Below are 20,364 nucleotides of genomic sequence, written 5' to 3'. Positions count from 1 at the left end.
AGCACCGGGCTGAAGCTGTGTGGGCCGGGCGAATGGCTGATCGAGAAGCATGGTACCAAGAAGCGGCGCTCCTGGCACGCGATGCACATCGGCATGGACGCGGGCAGCGGCCGGATTGTTGCCGCCACGCTGACCGACCGCGGCGTCGATGATGCCTCGCAAGTCGGCCCCCTGCTCGATCAGATCTCCGAGCCGGTGGCCATTGTGATCGGGGATGGTGCGTATGACCGCACGGGGGTCTACGCAGCCGTGCATGAGCGCCATCCCGACGCCGCAGTCGTGGGATGCGGCCCTATGACCGGGGCGCACGGCTATCTGCCGGAGTGTTACGCGATACTCGCTCCGCCTCTTTCTGCGATTGGTAGCGCAAATCAGATCGTAGAGAGCAAAGTCCGATCAAATCTTCGCTACAGGCAACGTTAATTCTTGGTGGTTGCGCCCCCCCCCGCAACCAAATCAACAAAAAGCCCGCCTCCACCCGGAGCGTGGGCTTTTTGCTGTCCGAATGGTCCGGCTGGACCGTAAGCGTTGGGTGACGACACATCCGACGTGATCCTGGTTCATGAGATATCCCCGCTGATCGCAGTTCGACGGGGTAAGGGGATGTCGGGTCAGGTCTGGAGAGCTATTGGCGCGGTCATGTCGAGGCCTGGAACGGCAGCGGACTCACGCCAAAAGTCTATGCTGAAGCCCCTGTAATTGGACGCTGGGCGCCGAGACGGTGGTCGCACCGCTTTGCCGCTGCGGAGGAGGTGTGAGCTGATGTGGTGGACGGTCTTTCCACCTTTTTGGATCGGTGGCAAGCTGATGTCGTGCAGCGCGCCGACCCTTCTTTTTGCCGCTCCTCCTCCTACCGACAGCCATGCGTCCAAGGGATCCCGTCCGATGGATCTGGTAAAGGCGGCCACTGATGATTAGCTTGTAAAGCAAACTATCGAAGATTACCCCGGCGGCCGCTGGCTGCGGGCGGGTAGAAAGGGATCGGACGCTATGTCGAAAGCGATGCGCATCCATCAGGGAAGCTTTGGCCGCGTCGCCTTGTTGGACATGGACAATGCGCTGATCCATCACGCGCATCCCCATTGCCATGTGCTGATCAAGGCGTCCGGGGCCGACACCCGCTTCGCGGTGGGGGAGCAGCTCTATCCGCTGCGCGACGACACCGCGGTGCTGGTCAACAGCTGGGAGGCCCATTCCTACGCCCACCAACCGGGTGCGCCGCGCACCGTCATCCTGGCGCTGTACATCGAGCCGCGCTGGCTCGGCGCCATGCAGCGGGAACTCAACGCCAGCGGCAATCCCGGCTTCTTCGCGCAGTCCTGCGGCGAGCTGACGCCGTACATCCGTCGGCTGGCCGACCGTATGGCGGCGGAGCTGCTGTATGACGATCCGTCGGGCGAGCGGATGGAGGAGGCGCTGTTCGACCTGATGATCGCCATCATCGACCGTTTCTCCGAATGGCGGACACTGGGCGGCACGCGCTATGCCGCCCCGGCGGCCGGCGACTTCCGCATCCGTCAGGCCATTCGTTTCATGCGGGGAACCCTGGGCGAGGAATTCGACGCCGGCCGCGTCGCCGCCGCAGCCGGTCTGTCGCGCGCCCACATGTTCCGGCTGTTCCAGCAGACGATGGCGATCACCCCGGCGCTCTATTTCAACGTGCTTCGGATGGAAGCGGCCATCGACGCCATGGCCGCCGGGCTGGAGAGCGCCACCGAGGTGTCCGGGCGGCTCGGCTTTTCGGCGCCCAGCCATTTCAGCCGCTTCTTCCGCAATCACCAGGGCGTGACGCCGACCGAATACCGCCGCGTCGTCAATCTGGTGGACCGCGCAGGCGGGGGGCCGCCTGAGGCCGGGCATGCATGAAAATGAGACGCTAGGGTAAATCGCGACACTCCACGGTAAAAGCTTTGCGGGGCGAACGGTCTAGTCTTCTCCGGTAACCGGAGGATGACGATGACGGGCACCCAGACGGCCCCTGCGACCGCCACGCAGACCATTGAAATCAAAGCAAGTCCGACGCCATTCGTCGGCCGCGCGATGCCGCGGGTCGAGGATGCGGCGCTGCTGACCGGCGTTGCCCGCTATGCCGACGATCTGCCGGTGAAGCCCGGTACCTTGCACGCCGCGATCCTGCGTTCGCCGCACGCCCATGCCGACCTGCTGGGCATCGACACCGCCGCCGCGCTGGCGGTTCCCGGTGTCGCCGCGGTGGTGACCGGGGCCGACGCCAAACGCCATGCCAGCGCGTTCCTGGTCGGCATCCGCGCGCCGATGGAACATTGGTGCCTCGCCATCGACCGTGTGCGCCATGTCGGCGAACCGGTGGCGGTGGTGTTGGCCGACAGCCGCTATCTGGCCGAAGACGCGCTCGACCGCATCGAGGTGCGCTACCGCCCGCTGCCGCCGGTGACCTCGATCGCCCAGGCATTGGAAGAAGGATCGGAGCCGCTGCATCCGGCGGTGGGCTCCAACCTCGTCAACAGCCGCAGCTTCCGTTACGGCGATCCCGAGGCCGCCTTCACCCGCGCTGCCCGCACCGTGTCGGTCGAGGTCGAGTATCCGCGCAATTCCTGTACCCCGATGGAGTGTTTCGTCGTCCTCGCCGACTACGACGCGGCCGAGGATTCCTACGAGGTGCTGTCGAACTTCTCCGGCCCCTTCGCCGTCCATCCGGTGATGGCGCGCGCGCTGAACGTGCCGGGATCGCGGCTGCGGCTGAAGACGCCGCCCCATTCCGGCGGCAGCTTCGGCAACAAGCAGGCGGTGTTCCCCTATGTCGTGCTGATGGGGCTGTGCGCCCGCGTTGCCGGCCGGCCGGTGAAGTGGGTGGAGGACCGGCTGGAGCATCTGATGGCCGCCACCTCGGCCACCGCACGCCGCATGCGCATCGACGCGGCGGTGGAGCCGGACGGCCGGGTGCTGGCGCTGCGCATGGAGCAGACCGAGGATTGCGGCGCCTATCTGCGGGCGCCGGAACCGGCCTCGCTCTACCGCAACCACGGCAACCTGACCGGTGCCTACGACATCCCCCATCTGTCGGTGACCAACCGCATCGTTGTCACCAACAAGACGCCGACCGGCCTCAACCGCGGTTTCGGCGGCGGGCAGCTCTATTATGGGCTGGAGCGGCTGATGAACCGGGTGGCGGCGGAACTGGGGCTCGATCCGCTCGACGTCATCCGCCGGAATCTGGTGGCGGCCGACTCCATGCCCTACCGCACCGCATCGGGCGGCACGCTCGACAGCGGCGATTACCGCGCGACGCTCGAACAGGCGGTGCGCGAGGGTGCGCTCGACGCGCTGAAGGCGCGGCGCGATGCGCTGCGGGCGGAGGGGCGGCTCTACGGCATCGGCTATGCCGCGGTGGTGGAGCCGTCGATCTCCAACATGGGCTACATCACCACCGTCCTGACCGCCGAAGAACGGCGCAAGGCCGGGCCGAAGAACGGCGCGCAGGCGACCGCCAGCGTTGCGGTCGATCCCACCGGCGGCGTGTCGGTGACGGTGGCGTCCGCTCCCCAGGGGCAGGGGCACCGCACCGTGCTGGCCCAGGTGGTGGCCGATGTCTTCGGCCTGCGCTTCGAGGAGATCCGCGTCAACACCGACCTCGACACCGGCAAGGACGCCTGGTCGATCGCGTCGGGCAATTATTCCAGCCGCTTCGCCGGGGCGGTGGCGGGGGCGGCGCAGGTGGCGGCGACCCGGCTGCGCGGCCGCATGGCGGTGCTGGTCGCCGGCCAGCTGAATTGCCGGGCCGACGATGTGCGCTTCGCCGGCGGCAAGGTCTTCTCCGACGCCAACCCGGACAACAGCCTGTCCTTCTCCCGCGTCGCCGCCGCCGGCCATTGGGCGCCCGGCACGCTGCCCGACGGGCAGGAGGCGGCGCTGCGCGAGACCGCCTTCTGGACGCCGGAACCGCTGAAGGCGCCGACCGACGCCGACCACATCAACAGTTCGGCCTGCTACGGCTTCATCTTCGATTTTTGCGGCGTGGAGATCGACCGGACGACGGGTGCGGTGCGGATCGACCGCTACGTCACCATGCACGATGCCGGCCGGCTGCTGAACCCGCTGCTGGTGGAAGGCCAGATTCTGGGCGGCTTTGCCCATGCCGTCGGCACCGCGCTGTACGAGGAATACGCCTATGGCGAGGACGGCCGGTTCCTGTCCGGCACCTTCGCCGACTATCTGGTGCCGACCGCCTGCGAGGTGCCGGAGCCCGTCATCCTCCATCGTGAAAGCCCGTCGCCGGTAACGCCGCTCGGCGCCAAGGGGGTGGGGGAGGGGAATTGCATGAGCACCCCGGTCTGCCTCGCCAACGCGGTGGCCGATGCGCTGTCGGCCGTTTCCGTGGATGAGCCGCCGTCCCTGCCGATCACCCCCGCTAAACTGGCGGCGCTGATCCATCCGCCCGAACCGCCGCGCCCGTCATCTGCCGCCGGTTCCAGGGAAAGTCCGCCGTCGGCCGTCGCCAAAGGCGGGCGCGGCCTGACCGGGGAGGGCAGCCGCGAGGTGCCGGCGACGCCTGAACAGGTCTGGGCCATCCTGCTCGATCCGAGGGAATTGGCGGCGCTGCTGCCCGGCTGCGAGGCGCTGGACCTCGTCGGTCCCAATGCCTACCGGGCTGAGGTGGTGGTCGGCATCGGTCCGGTGCGCGGCCACTACACGGCGGAGGTGGCGCTGTCCGACCTCGACCCGCCCAACGCGCTGACCCTGACCGGCAGCGGTACCAGCGCGCTGGGATCGGGTAGCGGCACCGGGCATGTCACGCTGGAGCGCACGCCCACCGGCACGCGCGTCACCTACCGGTATGGCGCGTCGGTCGGCGGCAAGGTCGCCGCGGTCGGCGGCCGGATGCTCGACAGCGCGTCGCGCCTGCTGATCGGCCAGTTCTTCGAGAAGCTGGTCGCCCGTGCCGGCGGCCCTGCGGCACCGGCCGAACACCCGACACTTCTGGCGCGCCTGCTGCGCCTTCTGGGACTCAAGCGATGAAACCCGCGTCCTTCGACTATTTGCGGCCGGCGACGGTTGCCGATGCGCTGGCGGCGCTGGCGGCCGGGGGCGACGATGCCCGCGTGATCGCCGGCGGCCAGTCGTTGATGCCGATGCTGAACATGCGGCTGGTCCAGCCGCGCCTGCTGATCGATCTCGGCCGGCTGGAGGAACTGCGCACGCTGCGGGCCGAAGATGGCTGGCTGACCGTCGGCGCCGCCATCACCCAGGCCGAGGTCCTGGCCCGTCCGACCCTGGCGCGGGAGGTGCCGCTGCTGGCCGCCGCCCTGCCGTGGGTCGGCCATTTCCAGACCCGCAACCGCGGCACGCTTTGCGGGTCGGTCGCCCATGCCGATCCCAGCGCCGAGACGCCGCTCTGTCTGGTCGCCACCGGCGGCGAGGTGGTGCTGCGCAACCTGCGCCGCCGCCGCACCGCCCCCGCTGCCGATTTCTTCCTGGGGCCGCTGACCACGGTGAAGGCGGCGGACGAGATCGTCGAATGCGTCCGCTTTCCCCTGGCCCGACCGGGCAGCGGCCATGCCTTCCGCGAGCAGTCGATGCGGCACGGCGATTTCGCCATCACCGCCTGCGCCGCAACGGTGGATGGGGAGCGCGCCAGCCTCGCCGTCGGCGGGGTGGCGGACCGGCCGACGCTGCGCTCCTGGCCGCTCGCCGCCGGCCGCCTGCCGCCGGATCTCGACGAGGCGCTGAACGCCTTCGCCTGGGATCTCGGCGGCGACGACGATCAGCACGCCACCGCACGCTACCGCCGCGACCTCGTCCGCCGGATCGGCCGCACCGTCCTTGAAGAGGCCCTGTCATGCCGCCGCTGACCTCCCCCGAGACTCCGCCGATCCTGGCGGCCGAGACACAGCACGCCGTCTCCATCGTTCTGAACGGCACGCCGCGCACCGGCCATGCCCATCCGCGCCTGCTGCTGAGCGATTTCCTGCGCCACGAGCTGGGCGCCCACGGCACCCGTGTCGGTTGCGAACATGGCGTCTGCGGCGCCTGCACCGTCCGCATCGACGGCATGGCGGTTCGCGCCTGCCTGACGCTGGCGGTCCAGGCCGACGGTCGGCGCATCGACACTGTCGAGGGGCTGGCGGCGGCCAATGAGGGGCGCATGACCGCGCTTCAGGAGGCCTTCCGCCGGCACCACGCCCTTCAATGCGGCTTCTGCACGGCCGGCATCCTGATGTCGCTGACTGATTACCTGGACCGCAATCCCAAACCCACCGAAGAGGAGCTACGCGACATGCTGAGCGGCCATCTTTGCCGCTGCACCGGATATGCCGGCATCGTCCGCGCCGTGATTGAGGTCACGGGCCAGACGGTGAAGGAGGTCACCCATGTTTGACCTCGGCCGCAGTATCCTGGCCAGCGCGGAACGCAGCCCCGACGCGGTCGCCATCGTGGACGGCGACCTGCGGCTGACCTACGCGCAATGGCTGGAGCGCATCCGCCGGCTGGTCGGCGCCTTCGACCGGCTGGCCTTGCGCCCCGGCGACCGCATTGCCACCGCGCTGCAGAACACTTGGGAGATGGCGACCATCCATTGGGCCTGCCAGTTGGCCGGTATCGCCGTCGTGCCGCTGAACTGGCGGGTGAAGGCCGACGAGTTGGACTATTGCCTCCCCGACGCCGAGGTGCGTGCCCTCTTCTATCAGGATGTTTCGGCCGATGCGGTCCGGGACTCCGCTGCGGCACGGGCGTTGCCCTGCATCGCGGTCGGCCATCCGGGCGATGGAAGCGACCACCGGTTCGCCGATCTGCTGGACAGCGAGATGGCCCAAGCGCAACCCCGCGCCATGGCGGAGCATGTCTCGCTGTTCCTCTACACCTCCGGCACCACCGGCAAGCCAAAGGGCGTGCCGCGCCGTCACCGGACGGAGCGCGCCTCCGCCATCGCCCATGTCGCCCAGAACTGCTACCGCCGGGGCGAGCGCACGCTGGGGGTGATGCCGCTCTACCACACGATGGGAGTACGCTCGCTGCTGGCGATGGCGCTGGTCGACGGCTGCTTCGTCTGCCTGCCGCGCTTCGACACCGGCCGAGCGCTCGTCCTGATCGCGGCGGAGCGGCTGACCTGCCTCTATCTGGTGCCGACGCTCTACCACGATCTGCTGGCCGACGCGAAATTCGCACAGACCAACGTGTCGTCGGTGCGCAAGCTGGGCTTCGCCGGGGCGTCGATGACCGACGGCCTGCTGAAGCGGCTGGACGCCGCCTTCCGGCCCGAGCTGTTCGTCAACCATTACGGCTCGTCCGAGATCTACACCTTCACCATCGACCAGAATGCTCCGGCCAAGCCGGGGTCGGCCGGCAAGGCGGCGCTGAACCAGCGCATCCGCATCGTCCGCCTCGGCAGCTTCGATCCCGACGCGTGCGCAGCGGCCGGGGAGGAGGGGCAGATCGTCGCCGACCTTTCCGGCGACGAATCCTTTGAAGGTTATTGGAAGCGGCCGGACGCCGACGCCAAGGCGCTGCATGCCGGCTGGTACTTCACCGGCGACATCGGTTTCCTCGACGCCGATGGCGACCTCTTCGTCACCGGCCGAGTCGACGACATGATCATCACCGGCGGCGAAAATGTCTCGCCAGTCGAGATCGAAAGCGTGCTGTCGCTGCATGACGGCGTGCTGGAGGTCGCGGTCGCCGGCCTGCCCGATGAGCGCTGGGGCCAGCGGGTCGTCGCCTTCGTCAAGCGCGCCCGTGGCGTCGAGGCGAAGGATCTCGACGACCATTGCCGCACCTCCGGCCTCGCCAATTTCAAGCGCCCGCGCGAGTACGTCTTCCTCGACGAAATCCCGAAATCGCCGGTCGGCAAGATCCTGCGCCGCAAGCTCCAGGCCGGCGAATTCACCCTTGAGCACAGCTCTGCCGAACACAACCCGGCCGAACACAGCCCGACACTCTCCTGAACACCGCCTTCATCCATGGAGTTTCCGACCGTGACCCCCTACCGTTTCGACAGCACCGACCGCCTGCTCGCCGACCTCGATGGCTTCCGCGTGGAGATCGACGAGGCCAACGAACGCGCCGACATCGTGCTGCACCGTCCGCCCTTCAACATCGTCAGCATGCTTCAGCGCGACCAGTTCGCCGCAGTGTTCGCGGCGCTGGACCGCGATCCCAAGGTGCGGGTGATCGTCCTGCGCGCCGAGGGCGAGAACTTCTCGTCCGGCGGCAACATCGCCGGCTTCATGGAGAAGTCGGCGGAGCATGTGTCGGAACTGGCGGTCAACATCGCCGCCCCGGAACGCTGCCGCAAGCCGGTGATCGCCCAGGTCCGCGGTTATTGCTTCGGCGTCGGCTTCGAGCTGTCGCTGGCCTGCGATTTCCGCATCGTGTCGGAGACCGCGCAGTTCGCCTTGCCGGAAATGCGCATCGGCATGATCCCCGGTTCCGGCGGCTCGGCCCGCCTGCTGCACATGATCGGCATCTGCCGGACCAAGGACATGGTGATGCGGGCCAAGCGCATCCCCGGCCGTCAGGCTGCCGACTGGGGCTTCGTCACCGACTGCGTCGCCGACGCCGAACTTGAGGCGACGGTCGCCGCCCTGGTCGATGAACTGCGCGGCTTCTCGCCGCTGGCCCAGCGCACCATCAAGGGCGTGCTGAACAGCGGCAACAACGTATCGGTCAACGGCGCCATCGAGATCGAAGGGCAGGCCTACGGCCGCCTGCGCGGCTCGGAGGATTTCAAGGAGGGCGTCGCCTCCTTCCACGAGAAGCGCAAGCCCGTCTTCACGGGCAACTGATCCCCGGCTCCGGTTTCGGCACCGACGTCGAGCGCCCGCCATCGAACGAGCGGGCGCCGCCTTTCCAACAACAGGGCGCGGCATTGCGCCAGTGAGGGAGACCATCCATGTCCAAGAACGCTCTTCCGAGGTCAATCTACACCCTTTCGCCGCTGCTGGCCCTGCTGGCGGCGCCACTTGCAGCCCCTGGGGCGGCGCAGGCCGCCGATCCGATCCGCATCGGGGTGGTGACCCCGCTGTCGGGCACCTACGCGCCGATCGGCCAGCAGGTCCGCTGGGGCCTGGAACTGGCGACGAAGGAGGTCAATGCCGCCGGCGGCATTCTCGGCCGTCAGGTCGAGCTGCTGTTCGAGGACGAGGAGGCCAACCCCGCCGTCGCCACCCAGAAGGCGGAAAAGCTGTTCCAGGTTAACAAGGTCGATTTCCTGACCGGCACCGTCAATTCCGGCTCCACCCTGGCGGTCGGGCAGCTGGCGGAGCGCAACGGCCGGCTGATCGCCACCACCGTCTCCTTCTCCGACGCCATCACCACCGACAAATGCTCGCCCAACGTCTTCCGGGTGAATGCGCGGGCGGGGCAGCAGTCGGCGGCGCTGGCGGAATGGCTGGCCAAGGACAAGCCGAAGGCCAAGGTCTATTATCTCGGCCCCGATTACGAGATGGGCCGGTCCACCGTCGCGGCCTTCAAGGAGGCGGCGGAGAAGACCGGGGCGCAATCGACCGGCGAGGTCTTCGCGCCGCTCGGCAGCAAGGATTACTCGCAGTATTTCGGCCAGCTCCGCGCCGCGCGGCCCAGCGTGCTCTACACCTCCACCGCCGGCAACGACACCGTGCGGCTGCTGACGCAGATGGGCGAGTACGGGCTGCTGCGCAACCTGACCATCGTCGGCGCGTCCGGCACCGTCACCGCCCAGAACATCGGCGCCATCGGCAAGGCGGCCGACGGCTTCGTCACCGGCGTCGGTTATTCTGCAGAACTGGCGACGCCCGAGAACAAGGCCTTCGTCACCGCCTTCCGCAAGGCCTACGACACCGCCCCCGACCTCTACGGCGCCGACAGCTACGGCCTGATCGGCTTCTTCAAGGCGGCGGTGGAGAAGGCCGGCGGCACCGACACCGACGCGCTGCGCAAGGCGATGGAGGGGCTGAGCTGGAGCACGCCGCAGGGCACCAAGACCATGCGGGCCGGCGACCATCAGGCGGTCCAGGACATGTACGCCGTGCGCATCTCGTCGGACGGCACCAACAACCGCTTCGACGTGGTCGGCACCGTTCCGGGCGAGAAGGCCATCGGGCCGGACCTCTGCACCCGCTTCTGAGGACGCAGTCAAGGAGCCGATGGCCATGGCCGATCTCATCGACTATCTGCAATTCGTCCTGGCGCCGCAGGCGCTGAACGGTCTGTCGCTCGGGGTTGCCGTCGTTCTGATGGCGCTGGGCCTGACCATCATCTTCGGGCTGCTGGACGTCATCAACATGGCCCATGGCGAGTTCTACGCCATGGGCGCCTTCCTGTCCCTGACCCTGGCCGGGCTGGGCGTCGGGTTCTGGGCGCTGCTGGTGCTGGTGCCGCTGCTGATGCTGCCGATCGGCTGGATGGCCGAGCGCTGGCTGATCGCACGGGTCTTCCACAGCCGCGACCGCCACATTCTGACCCTGCTGCTGACCTTCGGGCTGGGGATGATCCTGGAGGATCTGCTGAAGCTGGTCTATGGACCCAACACCCTGCGGCCCGAGAACCCGATCGAGGGCGGCACCGAGATTCTCGGCATGTTCCTGCCGAACTACCGGCTGTTCCTGATCGGCTTCGGCCTCGCACTGATTGCCGCGGTCTGGCTGGTGGTCTTCCGCACCGGGCTTGGCGCCATGGTCCGGGCGGCGGCCTTCGACAAGGACATGGCCTCGTCGCTGGGCGTGCCGGTGCGCCGCGTCTATGCCGGCACCTTCGCCTTCGGGGTCGCTCTGGCCGGGCTGGCCGGCGTGCTGCTGGCGCCGATCTATTCGGTGTTCCCGACCATGGGCCGCGATTTCATCCTGATGGCCTTCACCGTGGTGATCGTCGGCGGCATGGGGTCGATCCAGGGGGCGGTGATCGCCGGCCTGCTGCTGACCCAGGTGCAGGCGCTCTCCAGCCTCTACATTTCGCCGGTGTGGTCCGACCCGCTGGTGTTCGGGATCATGGTGCTGGTGCTGATGGTCCGGCCGCAGGGCCTGTTCGGGAGGCTCGGACATGCCTGAAGCCACTCTGCGCACCCTCTCCGACCCCGGCAGGGCCGGGCCGGTTTCCCGGCTTTCCCGTCTGGCGCCGGTCCATTGGCTGGCGCTTGGTTTCCTGGCGGCGGCGCTGGGCTTCGCCGCCGTCGCCTGGGCGACCGGCAACGGCTTCTACCTGCGTCTGGCGACCGAAGCGCTGATCTTCGCCGGGCTGGCGATGAGCGTCGACCTGCTGCTCGGCTATAACGGCCTGCTGTCGCTGGGACAGGCGCTGTATTTCGGGCTGGGCGCCTATGTCTCGGCGCTCGTCCTGCGCGACGTCGCCCCCAGCTTCTGGCTGGCGATGGGAGCGGCCCTGCTGGCCGGCGGCGTGGCGGGCCTGATCGGCGGCGTCATCGCCAACCGGGTGAAGGGCGTCTATTTCGCACTCATCACCTTCGGGCTGGCGCAGGTCGCCGCCAAGACCGTCTACAACACCCGCGCGTTGGGCGCGTCGGACGGGCTGATCGGCATCCCGCAGGTCCAGGTCGGATTCGGGCCGTTCAGTCTCGACACCGCCGATCCGCTGTCCTTCTTCCTGCTGGTGCTGGCCCTAACCGTCGCGGCCTATGCAGGGCTGGCCTATCTGATGGACGCGCCGTTCGGCCGCACCCTGGCCGCCATCCGCGCCAACGAGAAGCGCGTACCGTTCCTGGGCTTCAACGCCTGGCGCTACAAGCTGGCGGTCTATGTGCTGGCGGCCTGCGTCGCCGCGCTGGCGGGGGCGCTCTATCCGATGCTGCGCGGCTTCGTCTCGCCGGAACTGATGTTCTTCGAAACCTCCGGCAACGCCGTCATTACCGTCATCGTCGGCGGCGTCGGCACGCTGGTCGGGCCGGTGGTGGGCAGCCTGCTGCTGACCGCCCTGCGCTCGGTCGTCGGATCCTGGACCGAGCATCACCTGATCGTCGTGGGGGTCATCTTCATGCTGTCCGTCATCTTCCTGCGCAAGGGGCTGGTCGGCGCTCTGCTGGCCCGGCTGAACCGGCACAATGGCTCAAGGGGCGAAACCGGGAGGACGACGCCATGATGGCATCCTCCCTCAAAGCGGCGACGGCCAGCGCAGGCGGCGCCTGTGCATTGGGCGTGCGCGACCTGTCGGTGAATTTCGGCGGGCTCCAGGCGGTGGCGGGCGTCGGCTTCGAGGCCGCAGCCGGACGGATCACCTCGGTCATCGGACCCAACGGGGCGGGCAAGAGCACGCTGTTCAACCTGATCAGCGGCGCCATCCGCCCGACCGGCGGCCGGGTCACCCTGGACGGCGCCGATGTCACCGGGCGGTCCCCCGACCGCCTGCTCGCCGCCGGGCTGGCGCGGTCCTTCCAGATCACCAACCTGTTCTTCGAGCTGCCGGTGCTGGAAAACCTGCGGATCGCCGCGCAGGTTCTGGAACGGCCCTGGCATGCCTTGCGCCCGGTCGGCCACAGCCGCCGGGCGCTGGCCAAGGCCGACGCGCTGCTGGAGCGGTTCGGTCTGTCGGCCAAGGCGCGCGAGCTTGCCGGCAACCTGTCGCACGGCGAACAGCGGCGGCTGGAGATCGCGGTGGCGCTGGCCGCCGAACCGCGGGTGCTGCTGCTGGACGAGCCGACCCAGGGCATGAGCCACGGCGACACCGCCGACACCGGCGCGCTGATCCGCTCGCTGGCCGGCGACCTGACCGTGCTGCTGATCGAACACGACATCGGGTTGGTGATGAGCCTGTCGGACCATGTCGTCGTGATGGCCCAGGGCCGGAAGATTGCCGAAGGGCCGCCCGCCGTGGTGCGCGCCGATCCCGCCGTACAGGCCGCCTATTTCGGACACGGGTGACACCCATGCTTTCCATCGAGAACCTGCACGCGCATTACGGCCTGAGCCATGTTCTGCAAGGGGTGTCCCTGCAGGCCGGTCCGGGCGAGGTGGTCGGGCTGTTCGGCCGCAACGGCGTCGGCAAGACCACCATTCTGAAATCCGTCGCCGGCTGGGTGCCGGCCAGTTCCGGCACGATCCGCTTCGACGGCATTGATCTGGCCGGGCAGACGCCCGACGCGATCGCCCGCCTTGGGCTCGGGCTGGTGCCGGAAGATCGCCGCATCTTCCCAGGCCTCAGCGTCGAGGAGAATCTGCGGCTGGGGCTGCGCCAATGTCCCGGCCGGGCGCGCCGGGAGAATGAACAGGCGATCGGACAGGCCTTCGCCCGCTTCCCCCGGCTGGCCGAACGGCGGCGGCAACTCGGCACCACCTTGTCTGGCGGCGAGCAGCAGATGCTGGCGATGGCCCGCGTGATGGTGGGTACCGCCAAGCTGTTGCTGATCGACGAACCGACGGAAGGTCTGGCGCCGATGATCGTCGACGAGATCTTCGCGATCATCACGGAGCTGAAGCGGGCGGGATTGACCATCCTGCTGGTGGAGCAGAACATCCACCGCGCCCTGGATGTCGCTGACCGTTTCTACGCGGTGGAACGGGGGCGCATCACGCTCCACGGCGAAGCGGCTTCCCCGGCCGACCGTGCCCGGCTGATGGAGATGGTTGCCGTATGATCCGGCGGTCCTTCCCCCTCCGGCCTCATCGCAAACCGGAGGGACCCCGCATGTAATGGCGTTCAGGCCGGTAGGCCGGCCTGAACCAGGATGGGAAGCGGGCCCGGACCCATGCGCGCAACGCGGCAAGCATGGTTGTTCGTCTCCTTATCGTTTGGTTGCGTCACTTCAGGTCCAACGCCGCGCGCACGGCCGGGGCGGCGTCCTTGCCGTCGCGGGTCGACACGCCGGCCAGCCAGGGGCCAATGAGGTCGGGATGCGCCTTCAGGTAGCTGGCCGCTGCGTCCTTGGGGGCTTTCTTGTCTTCGGTGATGGCGGCCATGATCTCGTTCTCCATCTCGACGGTGAAGGCGAGTTGGCTGAACAGGCGGTGGACGTTCGTGCATTCATTGCCGTAGCCGCGCCGGGACAGGGTGTTGACCGTGGTGCTGCCATAGTTCGGGCCGAAATAGGCGTCGCCGCCGCTGAGATAGGTCATGTCGATCCGGGTGTTCATCGGGTGCGGTTGCCAGCCGAGAAAGACCACCCAATCCTTGTTGCGCGTCCGGCGCATCGCCTGTGCCAGCATGGCCTGCTCGCTCGATTCGACCAGGGTCCAGCCCTCCAGCCCGAAATCCTTCTTGTCGAGCATACGCTGGATGTTCTGGTTCGCCGGCGCCCCCGGCTCGATCCCGTAGATCTTCTTTTCGAACCGGTCGCCGAACCGGGCGAGGTCGGCAAAGCTGTGCACGCCGGCATTGGCCACCGCGGTCGGCACCGCCAGGGTGAATTTGGCGTTCTCCAGGTTCGGGCGCACGATCTCGACGGATTTCTCGGCGATCAGCTTGTCGAGGAAGGTGGATTGCGCCGGCATCCAGTTGCCGAGGAAGACATCGATCTGCCCGGTCTTCAGCCCCTGGAAAATGATCGGCACGGCGACCGTCTCGATCTTCTGCTGATAGCCCATGGCTCCCAGCAGCGCTCCCGCCACCGCATTGGTCGCGGTGATGTCCGTCCAACCGGGATCGGCCATCCTCACCGTCTGGCAACTCGCGGGCTCCGCCGCAGTCGCCGATTCCGATGCCGCTGCCGAAATCGCCAGCGCGCCGACCGTCATCCCGATCACGACCACCAGACCGGCCAGTGCCGAACGCCCCGCTGTCAAACCGCCCATTGCAAGCTCCGGTGCACGCATGTGCTCTCCCTCCTGTCGGGTGATGGTCGACGTCCGGCGCGCCGGCGCGCCGTCTTAATGCGCCGGGGTGCCAGGGCGCGGGAAGCGCGCCATGGCTTCCAGATCGTCGAGATCCAGATGGTTGCGCATATAGCTGGTGCCTGCATCGGTGAAGGGCTGGAAATCCCAGGAGCGGTGCTGCCCCTGGCGCAGTGCATCACCCACCAGGAGGCGCCGCTGCTGGCTGGCGACAACCTCCTCATACAGCCGCGCCAAGTCCCAGCGCTGTTCCACCTCGGCGCGGAAGCGTCGCAGGGCATCGGCCGCCGACGAGCCGGCGGTGGGCTGCTCCGCCCGGTTCACCAGCTCGTCTGGATCCTCGGACAGATCGTAGAGCTGGTCAGGATCGGCTGGCGAATGGATGAATTTCTCGCGGCCGCGCCGGATCATCACGATCGGGGCCAGGGCACCTTCAGCCAGATATTCGCCGATCACCTCGTCATGGCCGCCGCTGCGCTGAAGGTGCGGCAGCAGGCTGCGCCCGTCGATCGGCGTCCGCCAGCCTGGTGCCGCCCCGTCATGGGCGAGGTCGACCAGGGTCGGCAGCAGATCCATCGATGAGACCGAGGCGGCGACCCGTCCGGCCTGGAACCAGCCCGGCGCCCGGATGATCAGCGGGATGCGGCAGGCGGACTCGAAGAAGCTCATCTTGTACCACAGCCCGCGTTCGCCCAGCATGTCGCCATGGTCGGACAGCAGGACGATGACGGTGTCCTCGGCCAGTCCGGTTTCCTCCAGCGCCCCCATCATCCGACCGATCTGGTCGTCCACATAGGCGACGGACCCGTAATAGGCGCGGCGGGCGTTGCGGATCTGCCGTTCGCTGAGCGGCCTCTCGTCCATCGCACAGACGTGACGCAAACGCCGCGAATGCGGGTCCATCGTGCCCGGCGCCAGAGTGACGCGCGGCAGCGGGACCTCCGCGTCGGTGTGGCGGTTCCAGTAGCGCTCGGTGATGGCGTAGGGGTCGTGCGGATGTGTCAGCGACACCACGAAGCAGAAGGGCCGTTCCCGCCGGCCGCGGGCGATGTCGTACAGCTTGCGCTCGGCGGTGAAAACCACCTCCTCGTCGAAGTCGAGCTGGTTGGTGCGCAGGCAGGGGCCGGCATCGCGCACCGAGCTCATGTTGTGATACCAGCTCGGCCGTTCCTGGGGCCGGGTCCAGTCCGGCGTCCAGCCGAAATCGGCCGGATAGATGTCGGTGGTCAGCCGTTCCTCGAAACCGTGAAGCTGGTCGGCCCCGCAGAAATGCATCTTGCCGGACAAAATGGTCCGGTAACCGGCCAGCCGCAGGTAATGGGCAAAAGTGGGAACCGCGGAGGGAAATTCGGCGGCGTTGTCGTAGCCGCCGATTGCCGAGGGCAACCGCCCGGACAGGAAGACATAGCGCGAGGGGGCGCAGAGCGGACTGTTGCAGTAGGCGCTGTCGAACACCACGCCGCCCTCCGCCAAGCGGTCGATGTGCGGCGTCCGCACCGTCGGGTTGCCGTAGGCGCCGAGCGCCTGCGGGATCATCTGGTCGGCCATGAGGATGAGGATGTTGGGGCGCCGTGCCATATCCGCCTACTTCATACCGTTTATGGACAGATCGTTCGAGAACGATAGAATTGACGCGCCCAACAGGGGCGTGAAGCCCCTGTCTCATCATGCCGGTATGAGGGGTGCTCATGGGAAAGGACCGCCTGCCGCCACTGCGCACCCTGATTTTCTTCGAGGCTGCCGGCCGGCTGCTCAGCTTCAGCGCTGCCGCCCGCGAGCTTGCCTGCACCCAGTCGGCCGTCAGCCACCAGATCGGCTGGCTGGAGGCCGATCTGGGGACGGCGCTGTTCCGTCGCCTTCACCGCGGAGTCGCGCTGACGCCGGACGGCGTGCGGCTCTACGAGGCGACGCGCGAGGCGCTGGACGGCATCGGCGATGCGGTGACCCGCATCCGCGATCGGCAACGGCCGGGCGTTCTGAACGTCGCCACCGATTTCGGTTTCGCCTCCGGCTGGCTGCTGCCGCGTCTCGGCGCCTTGCGCCAGCTTTTGCCCGAACTGGATGTGCGGATCGTGACGACGCAGAATGCGATCGACCTGCGCCGCGAGGCGGCGGACATCGCCATCACCTTCGGTCACGGCCATTGGCCAGGCTGCGAGGCGGAACTCCTGTTTCCCGAGCGGGTCCTGCCGGTCTGCAGCCCTGCTTTCCGGGCAAGCCGCGCCCAGTTCGCCACCGGGGCCGCCACCGGGGCCGCCGCTGGGGCCGCCGCTGGGGCCGCCGCCGACCCGGCCGATCTGGCCTCCCTGCCGCTCTTGCATCTGGAATGCATCGGGCCGGCCGCCTGGCTGTCCTGGGGTGATTGGTTCACCCTGCACGGGCTGCCCGTGCCGGCCGGCGGCCATGATCTGACCTTCAACAATTACCCGCTGGTCCTGCAGGCTGCCTTGATGGGCCAGGGGGTGGCGCTGGGATGGAGCCCGCTGATCGCCGATCTGATGCGGGACGGGCATCTGGTTGCCCTGTTCGACCGGCCGGTTCAGACGGAACGGGGCTATTTCCTCGTCGTCTCCAACCGGCGCACGCCGGATGAGCGTCGCGACCGCTTCCGCCGCTGGGTCGTCGAGGAAAGCCGCCGGGATGGCGACGGCAGATAGTGCCCATCGTGGCGAAGCGGCGGGTCAGCGCGGTTCCGGTTACCGCGCGCCGTTTGCGTGCAGACGGTCGCCGAGAAATGCGATGAAGCGGGGGTCGTCGGCGTAGGCGATGTTGATCCGCATCGCCGGCGCAGTGGCCGTCCGCGTCGGCAGGAACAGTGTGCCGGGCGCCAGGAAAATCCCCTGTTCCGCAGCCTGGCGCACCAGTTCGGCCTCGTCGATGCGGTCAGGAAGCTCACCCCACAGATAATATCCCCCGGGAGCGGCCGGCGGCAGCCGGACACCGATGCGGGTCAATGCGAGCGTCGCCTTTTCCGTATGCTCCGCTATCAGCGTCTTCAGCCGGCGCAGATGTCGAAGATACTGGCCGGAGGCGATGAAGGCGTAGACGATCCGCTCGACATAGTCGGAGGTGCTGACGACGGTCAGCATCTTGACGTCGCACAGCCGGTCGATCAGAGGGCGTTTCGCTGCGACATAGCCGACACGCAGGCTGGCCGACAGGGTTTTCGAGAAGGTACCGACATAGATGACCCGCTCCAACTGGTCGAGCGCGGCGAGCCGCGGGCTGGCGGCGGGCAGGACATCGGCGAAGGGGTCGTCCTCGACGACGTACAGGCCGTGCTGTTCGGCAATCCGCAGCAGGCGGTGCGCGACGGCGGGCGTGATCGAGCCGCCGGTCGGGTTGTGCGCCAGCGACTGGGTGAAGAACAGCTTCGGCTTGTGGGCGGCGGCCTTGGCGGCGAGATCGTCGAGGTCGGGGCCGTCGTGGCGCCGCTGGACGCCGACGATGCTGATCCGCGACAGCCGGAGCTTGCCGAACAGTGGATAATAGCCGGGGCTGTCGACCAGCACCGTGTCCCCCGGTTCCAGCATCTGGCGGGCCACGAGGTCGAGTGCGTGGTTCGCGCCCTGGGTCAGCAGGATCTGGTCCGGCGACGCCGTGATCGACCGTTCGCCGAGCGTCAGCGCCAGCCGCTCCCGCAACGGCAGGAAGCCCCAGGGGGAGCCGTAGCCGTGTTCCGGCGTCAGGCTGCGGGTTGCGGCCAGGAAACGCGGGCTGCCACCGACCTCGAACCGCTCCATCCAGGACGGCGGCGGCCGGCCATCGCCGATCCGCACGGCATAGCTCTGCACCAGCTGTTCGCGAAGCAGAGACACGAAGTCCACCGCTTCGGCGACATGGGCGGACTGCTGCCCGACCACGGCATGGCGGACGCGGGCGACGTAATAGCCGGCCCCCTGCTTCGCCTCGACATGGCCCAGCGCGACCAGACGGTCGTAGGCCTCCGCCATAGTGTTCTTCGAGACGCCGTGCTCGACGGCGCCGGCCCGCACCGACAGGAGACGCTCTCCCGGCTTCAACAGGCCCTCGCCGATCAGGCCGGCGATCCTGTCGACGATGCTACCCACCCGTGTCATCGCGTCACCGTTTCAGTGTCCCAACAAATGCGCTGGTACAGTGTCCCGGAGATTTCGGGAAACTGTCCCTTGTGCTGTCCCTTTGTATCACTGATCATCAATGAAACGAATGGTGATGGCGGGGCAGCCCGCGGCGCCCGTTCGACCAGCACCAGCATTGTCCCGCCCTCATTATCCCATCCGGTGCGCTCCGCCGCGCGGCGCCGGAAGGGAATGCATCCACAAAGCGCACGACAGGGTTCAGGAATGAACGACACCACCCGCAGTTCCCGCATTTCCGGATTCCATAAGAAATCGCCGGCGGAGCGCTTGGGCATCGTCTCGGACTTCGCCGGCCTCGATGCCGCCGCCGCCGCGCGGCTGTCGGACACCGGGAACCTGGATCTGGGCCTTGCCGACCGTCTGGTCGAGAACGTAATCGGGTCGATGAATATCCCGCTGGGGATCGCGACCAATATGAGGGTCGACGGCGAGGATGTGCTGATCCCAATGGCGACGGAGGAGTCGTCGGTCGTCGCCGCGGTCTGCAACGCGGCCCGGCAATGCTATGACGCCGGCGGCTTCACCACCTCGATGTCCGGCACGCTGATGATCGCGCAGATCCAGGCGGTCGACGTGGCCGATCCCCATGCGGCCCGCCTGCGCATCCTCGGGCGACGCGAGGAGATCAAGGCGATCTGCGACGGCTGCGATCCGGTACTGCTGTCTTTCGGCGGCGGCTTCCGCGATGTCGAGGTGCGTGTGCTCGACAGCCAGGGCGGCCCGATGCTGGTGACCCATCTGATCGTCGATACCCGCGACGCGATGGGCGCCAACGCCGTCAACAGCATGGCGGAGAAGCTGGCCCCCCACATCGCCGCCTGGAGCGGCGGCCGGGTGTATCTGCGCATCCTGTCCAATCTGGCCGACCGCCGGCTGGCGCGGGCGCATGCGGTGTGGCCGCTCGACCAGATCGGCGGCGAGTCGGTGCGCGACGGCATCATCAGCGCCTATCACTTTGCCGCCGCCGACCCGTATCGCGCCGCCACCCACAACAAGGGGATCATGAACGGCGTCAGCGCCGTCGTGCTGGCGACCGGCAACGACACCCGTGCGGTGGAGGCCGGCGCCCATGCCTTTGCCGCCCGTAGCGGCCAGTATGGCAGCCTGACCCGCTTCGAGGTAACCGCCGACGGACAGCTCAGCGGCTCCATCGAACTGCCGATGGCGGTCGGGCTGATCGGTGGCGCCACCAAGGCGCATCCGACGGCGCAGGCCTGTCTGGCGATCCTCGGCGTAACCAGCGCCGAACGTCTCGCCCGCATCATCGCCGCGGTTGGGCTGGCACAGAACTTCTCGGCGCTGAAGGCGCTGGCGACCACCGGCATCCAGAAAGGCCACATGGCTCTGCACGCCCAGAACATCGCGATGATGGCCGGCGCGGTCGGCGACGAGATCGACCGCGTCGCCGCCGCGTTGGTGGAGCGCGGCAGCGTGCGCCAGGACATCGCCCAGGAGGTCCTGCGGGATCTGCGTGGCGGGGCCACCGGCGCCTGACGGCAGCGGGCAAAACCGTAGAG

At 68.0% G+C, this 20,364-nt stretch carries 17 protein-coding genes; 14 read left to right on the top strand and 3 right to left on the bottom strand.

Features of this window, described 5'->3' with window-relative positions; genetic code table 11:
* From TSO5_RS06490 to TSO5_RS06435, 12 genes are all read left to right on the top strand, one after another.
* Window positions 1-423: transposase (locus TSO5_RS06490; RefSeq protein WP_247870615.1), on the top strand; the 423-nt coding region annotated here is incomplete at its 5' end.
* 567 nt (window positions 424-990) lie between these two features.
* A complete protein-coding gene (locus TSO5_RS06485; RefSeq protein ID WP_109150822.1) occupies window positions 991-1,866 on the top strand; it encodes an AraC family transcriptional regulator in 876 nt (291 codons plus the stop codon).
* 90 nt (window positions 1,867-1,956) lie between these two features.
* Window positions 1,957-4,995 carry a molybdopterin cofactor-binding domain-containing protein gene (locus TSO5_RS06480; RefSeq protein WP_109150821.1) on the top strand — a complete coding sequence of 1,013 codons (3,039 nt, stop codon included), beginning with the start codon at window positions 1,957-1,959 and terminating at the stop codon, window positions 4,993-4,995.
* Entirely contained in the window at window positions 4,992-5,828 is an 837-nt protein-coding gene (locus TSO5_RS06475; RefSeq protein ID WP_109150820.1) for an FAD binding domain-containing protein, read from the top strand. Before TSO5_RS06480 ends, TSO5_RS06475 begins: the two co-directional genes overlap by 4 nt.
* Window positions 5,816-6,355 carry a (2Fe-2S)-binding protein gene (locus TSO5_RS06470; RefSeq protein WP_109150819.1) on the top strand — a complete coding sequence of 180 codons (540 nt, stop codon included), beginning with the start codon at window positions 5,816-5,818 and terminating at the stop codon, window positions 6,353-6,355. Before TSO5_RS06475 ends, TSO5_RS06470 begins: the two co-directional genes overlap by 13 nt.
* A complete protein-coding gene (locus TSO5_RS06465; protein WP_109150818.1) occupies window positions 6,348-7,919 on the top strand; it encodes an AMP-binding protein in 1,572 nt (523 codons plus the stop codon). Before TSO5_RS06470 ends, TSO5_RS06465 begins: the two co-directional genes overlap by 8 nt.
* Window positions 7,920-7,949: 30 nt before the next feature.
* Complete coding sequence (locus TSO5_RS06460; protein WP_247870614.1) at window positions 7,950-8,759, top strand: enoyl-CoA hydratase-related protein; 810 nt, start codon at window positions 7,950-7,952, stop codon at window positions 8,757-8,759.
* A gap of 107 nt (window positions 8,760-8,866) precedes the next feature.
* Entirely contained in the window at window positions 8,867-10,078 is a 1,212-nt protein-coding gene (locus TSO5_RS06455; protein WP_109150816.1) for an ABC transporter substrate-binding protein, read from the top strand.
* Between the two features lie 25 nt (window positions 10,079-10,103).
* Window positions 10,104-10,997, top strand: coding sequence for a branched-chain amino acid ABC transporter permease (locus TSO5_RS06450; protein WP_109150835.1), 894 nt, complete (start codon window positions 10,104-10,106; stop codon window positions 10,995-10,997).
* Complete coding sequence (locus tag TSO5_RS06445) at window positions 10,990-12,042, top strand: branched-chain amino acid ABC transporter permease (protein ID WP_109150815.1); 1,053 nt, start codon at window positions 10,990-10,992, stop codon at window positions 12,040-12,042. Before TSO5_RS06450 ends, TSO5_RS06445 begins: the two co-directional genes overlap by 8 nt.
* A complete protein-coding gene (locus TSO5_RS06440; RefSeq protein WP_247870613.1) occupies window positions 12,039-12,821 on the top strand; it encodes an ABC transporter ATP-binding protein in 783 nt (260 codons plus the stop codon). The genes TSO5_RS06445 and TSO5_RS06440 overlap by 4 nt, the downstream gene beginning before the upstream one ends.
* Before the next feature lie 5 nt (window positions 12,822-12,826).
* Window positions 12,827-13,534, top strand: a complete 708-nt coding sequence (locus TSO5_RS06435; RefSeq protein ID WP_109150814.1) for an ABC transporter ATP-binding protein — start codon at window positions 12,827-12,829, stop codon at window positions 13,532-13,534.
* Window positions 13,535-13,697: 163 nt separating this feature from the next.
* Here TSO5_RS06435 and TSO5_RS06430 read toward each other — a convergent pair whose 3' ends face one another.
* Window positions 13,698-14,687, bottom strand: coding sequence for a choline ABC transporter substrate-binding protein (locus TSO5_RS06430; protein ID WP_247870612.1), 990 nt, complete (start codon window positions 14,685-14,687; stop codon window positions 13,698-13,700).
* A gap of 75 nt (window positions 14,688-14,762) precedes the next feature.
* Window positions 14,763-16,304: a choline-sulfatase gene (gene betC / locus TSO5_RS06425; RefSeq protein ID WP_109150813.1), complete on the bottom strand. Its 1,542-nt coding sequence runs from the start codon at window positions 16,302-16,304 to the stop codon at window positions 14,763-14,765.
* A gap of 110 nt (window positions 16,305-16,414) precedes the next feature.
* Here betC and TSO5_RS06420 point away from each other — a divergent pair, with 110 nt between their 5' ends.
* Window positions 16,415-17,383, top strand: a complete 969-nt coding sequence (locus tag TSO5_RS06420; RefSeq protein WP_109150812.1) for a LysR substrate-binding domain-containing protein — start codon at window positions 16,415-16,417, stop codon at window positions 17,381-17,383.
* A 39-nt stretch (window positions 17,384-17,422) separates the two neighbouring features.
* Here TSO5_RS06420 and TSO5_RS06415 read toward each other — a convergent pair whose 3' ends face one another.
* On the bottom strand, window positions 17,423-18,805 hold the full coding sequence (locus tag TSO5_RS06415; RefSeq protein WP_109150811.1) for a PLP-dependent aminotransferase family protein: 1,383 nt from the start codon (window positions 18,803-18,805) through the stop codon (window positions 17,423-17,425).
* Window positions 18,806-19,051: 246 nt separating this feature from the next.
* Here TSO5_RS06415 and TSO5_RS06410 point away from each other — a divergent pair, with 246 nt between their 5' ends.
* Window positions 19,052-20,341, top strand: a complete 1,290-nt coding sequence (locus TSO5_RS06410; protein WP_109150810.1) for a hydroxymethylglutaryl-CoA reductase, degradative — start codon at window positions 19,052-19,054, stop codon at window positions 20,339-20,341.
* Window positions 20,342-20,364: the final 23 nt, after the last annotated feature.

The organism is Azospirillum sp. TSO5, from assembly GCF_003116065.1.
Taxonomy (GTDB): domain Bacteria; phylum Pseudomonadota; class Alphaproteobacteria; order Azospirillales; family Azospirillaceae; genus Azospirillum.
Note: the sequence above shows the minus strand (reverse complement) of the source record. Positions and strands in the feature narration are given on the sequence as shown.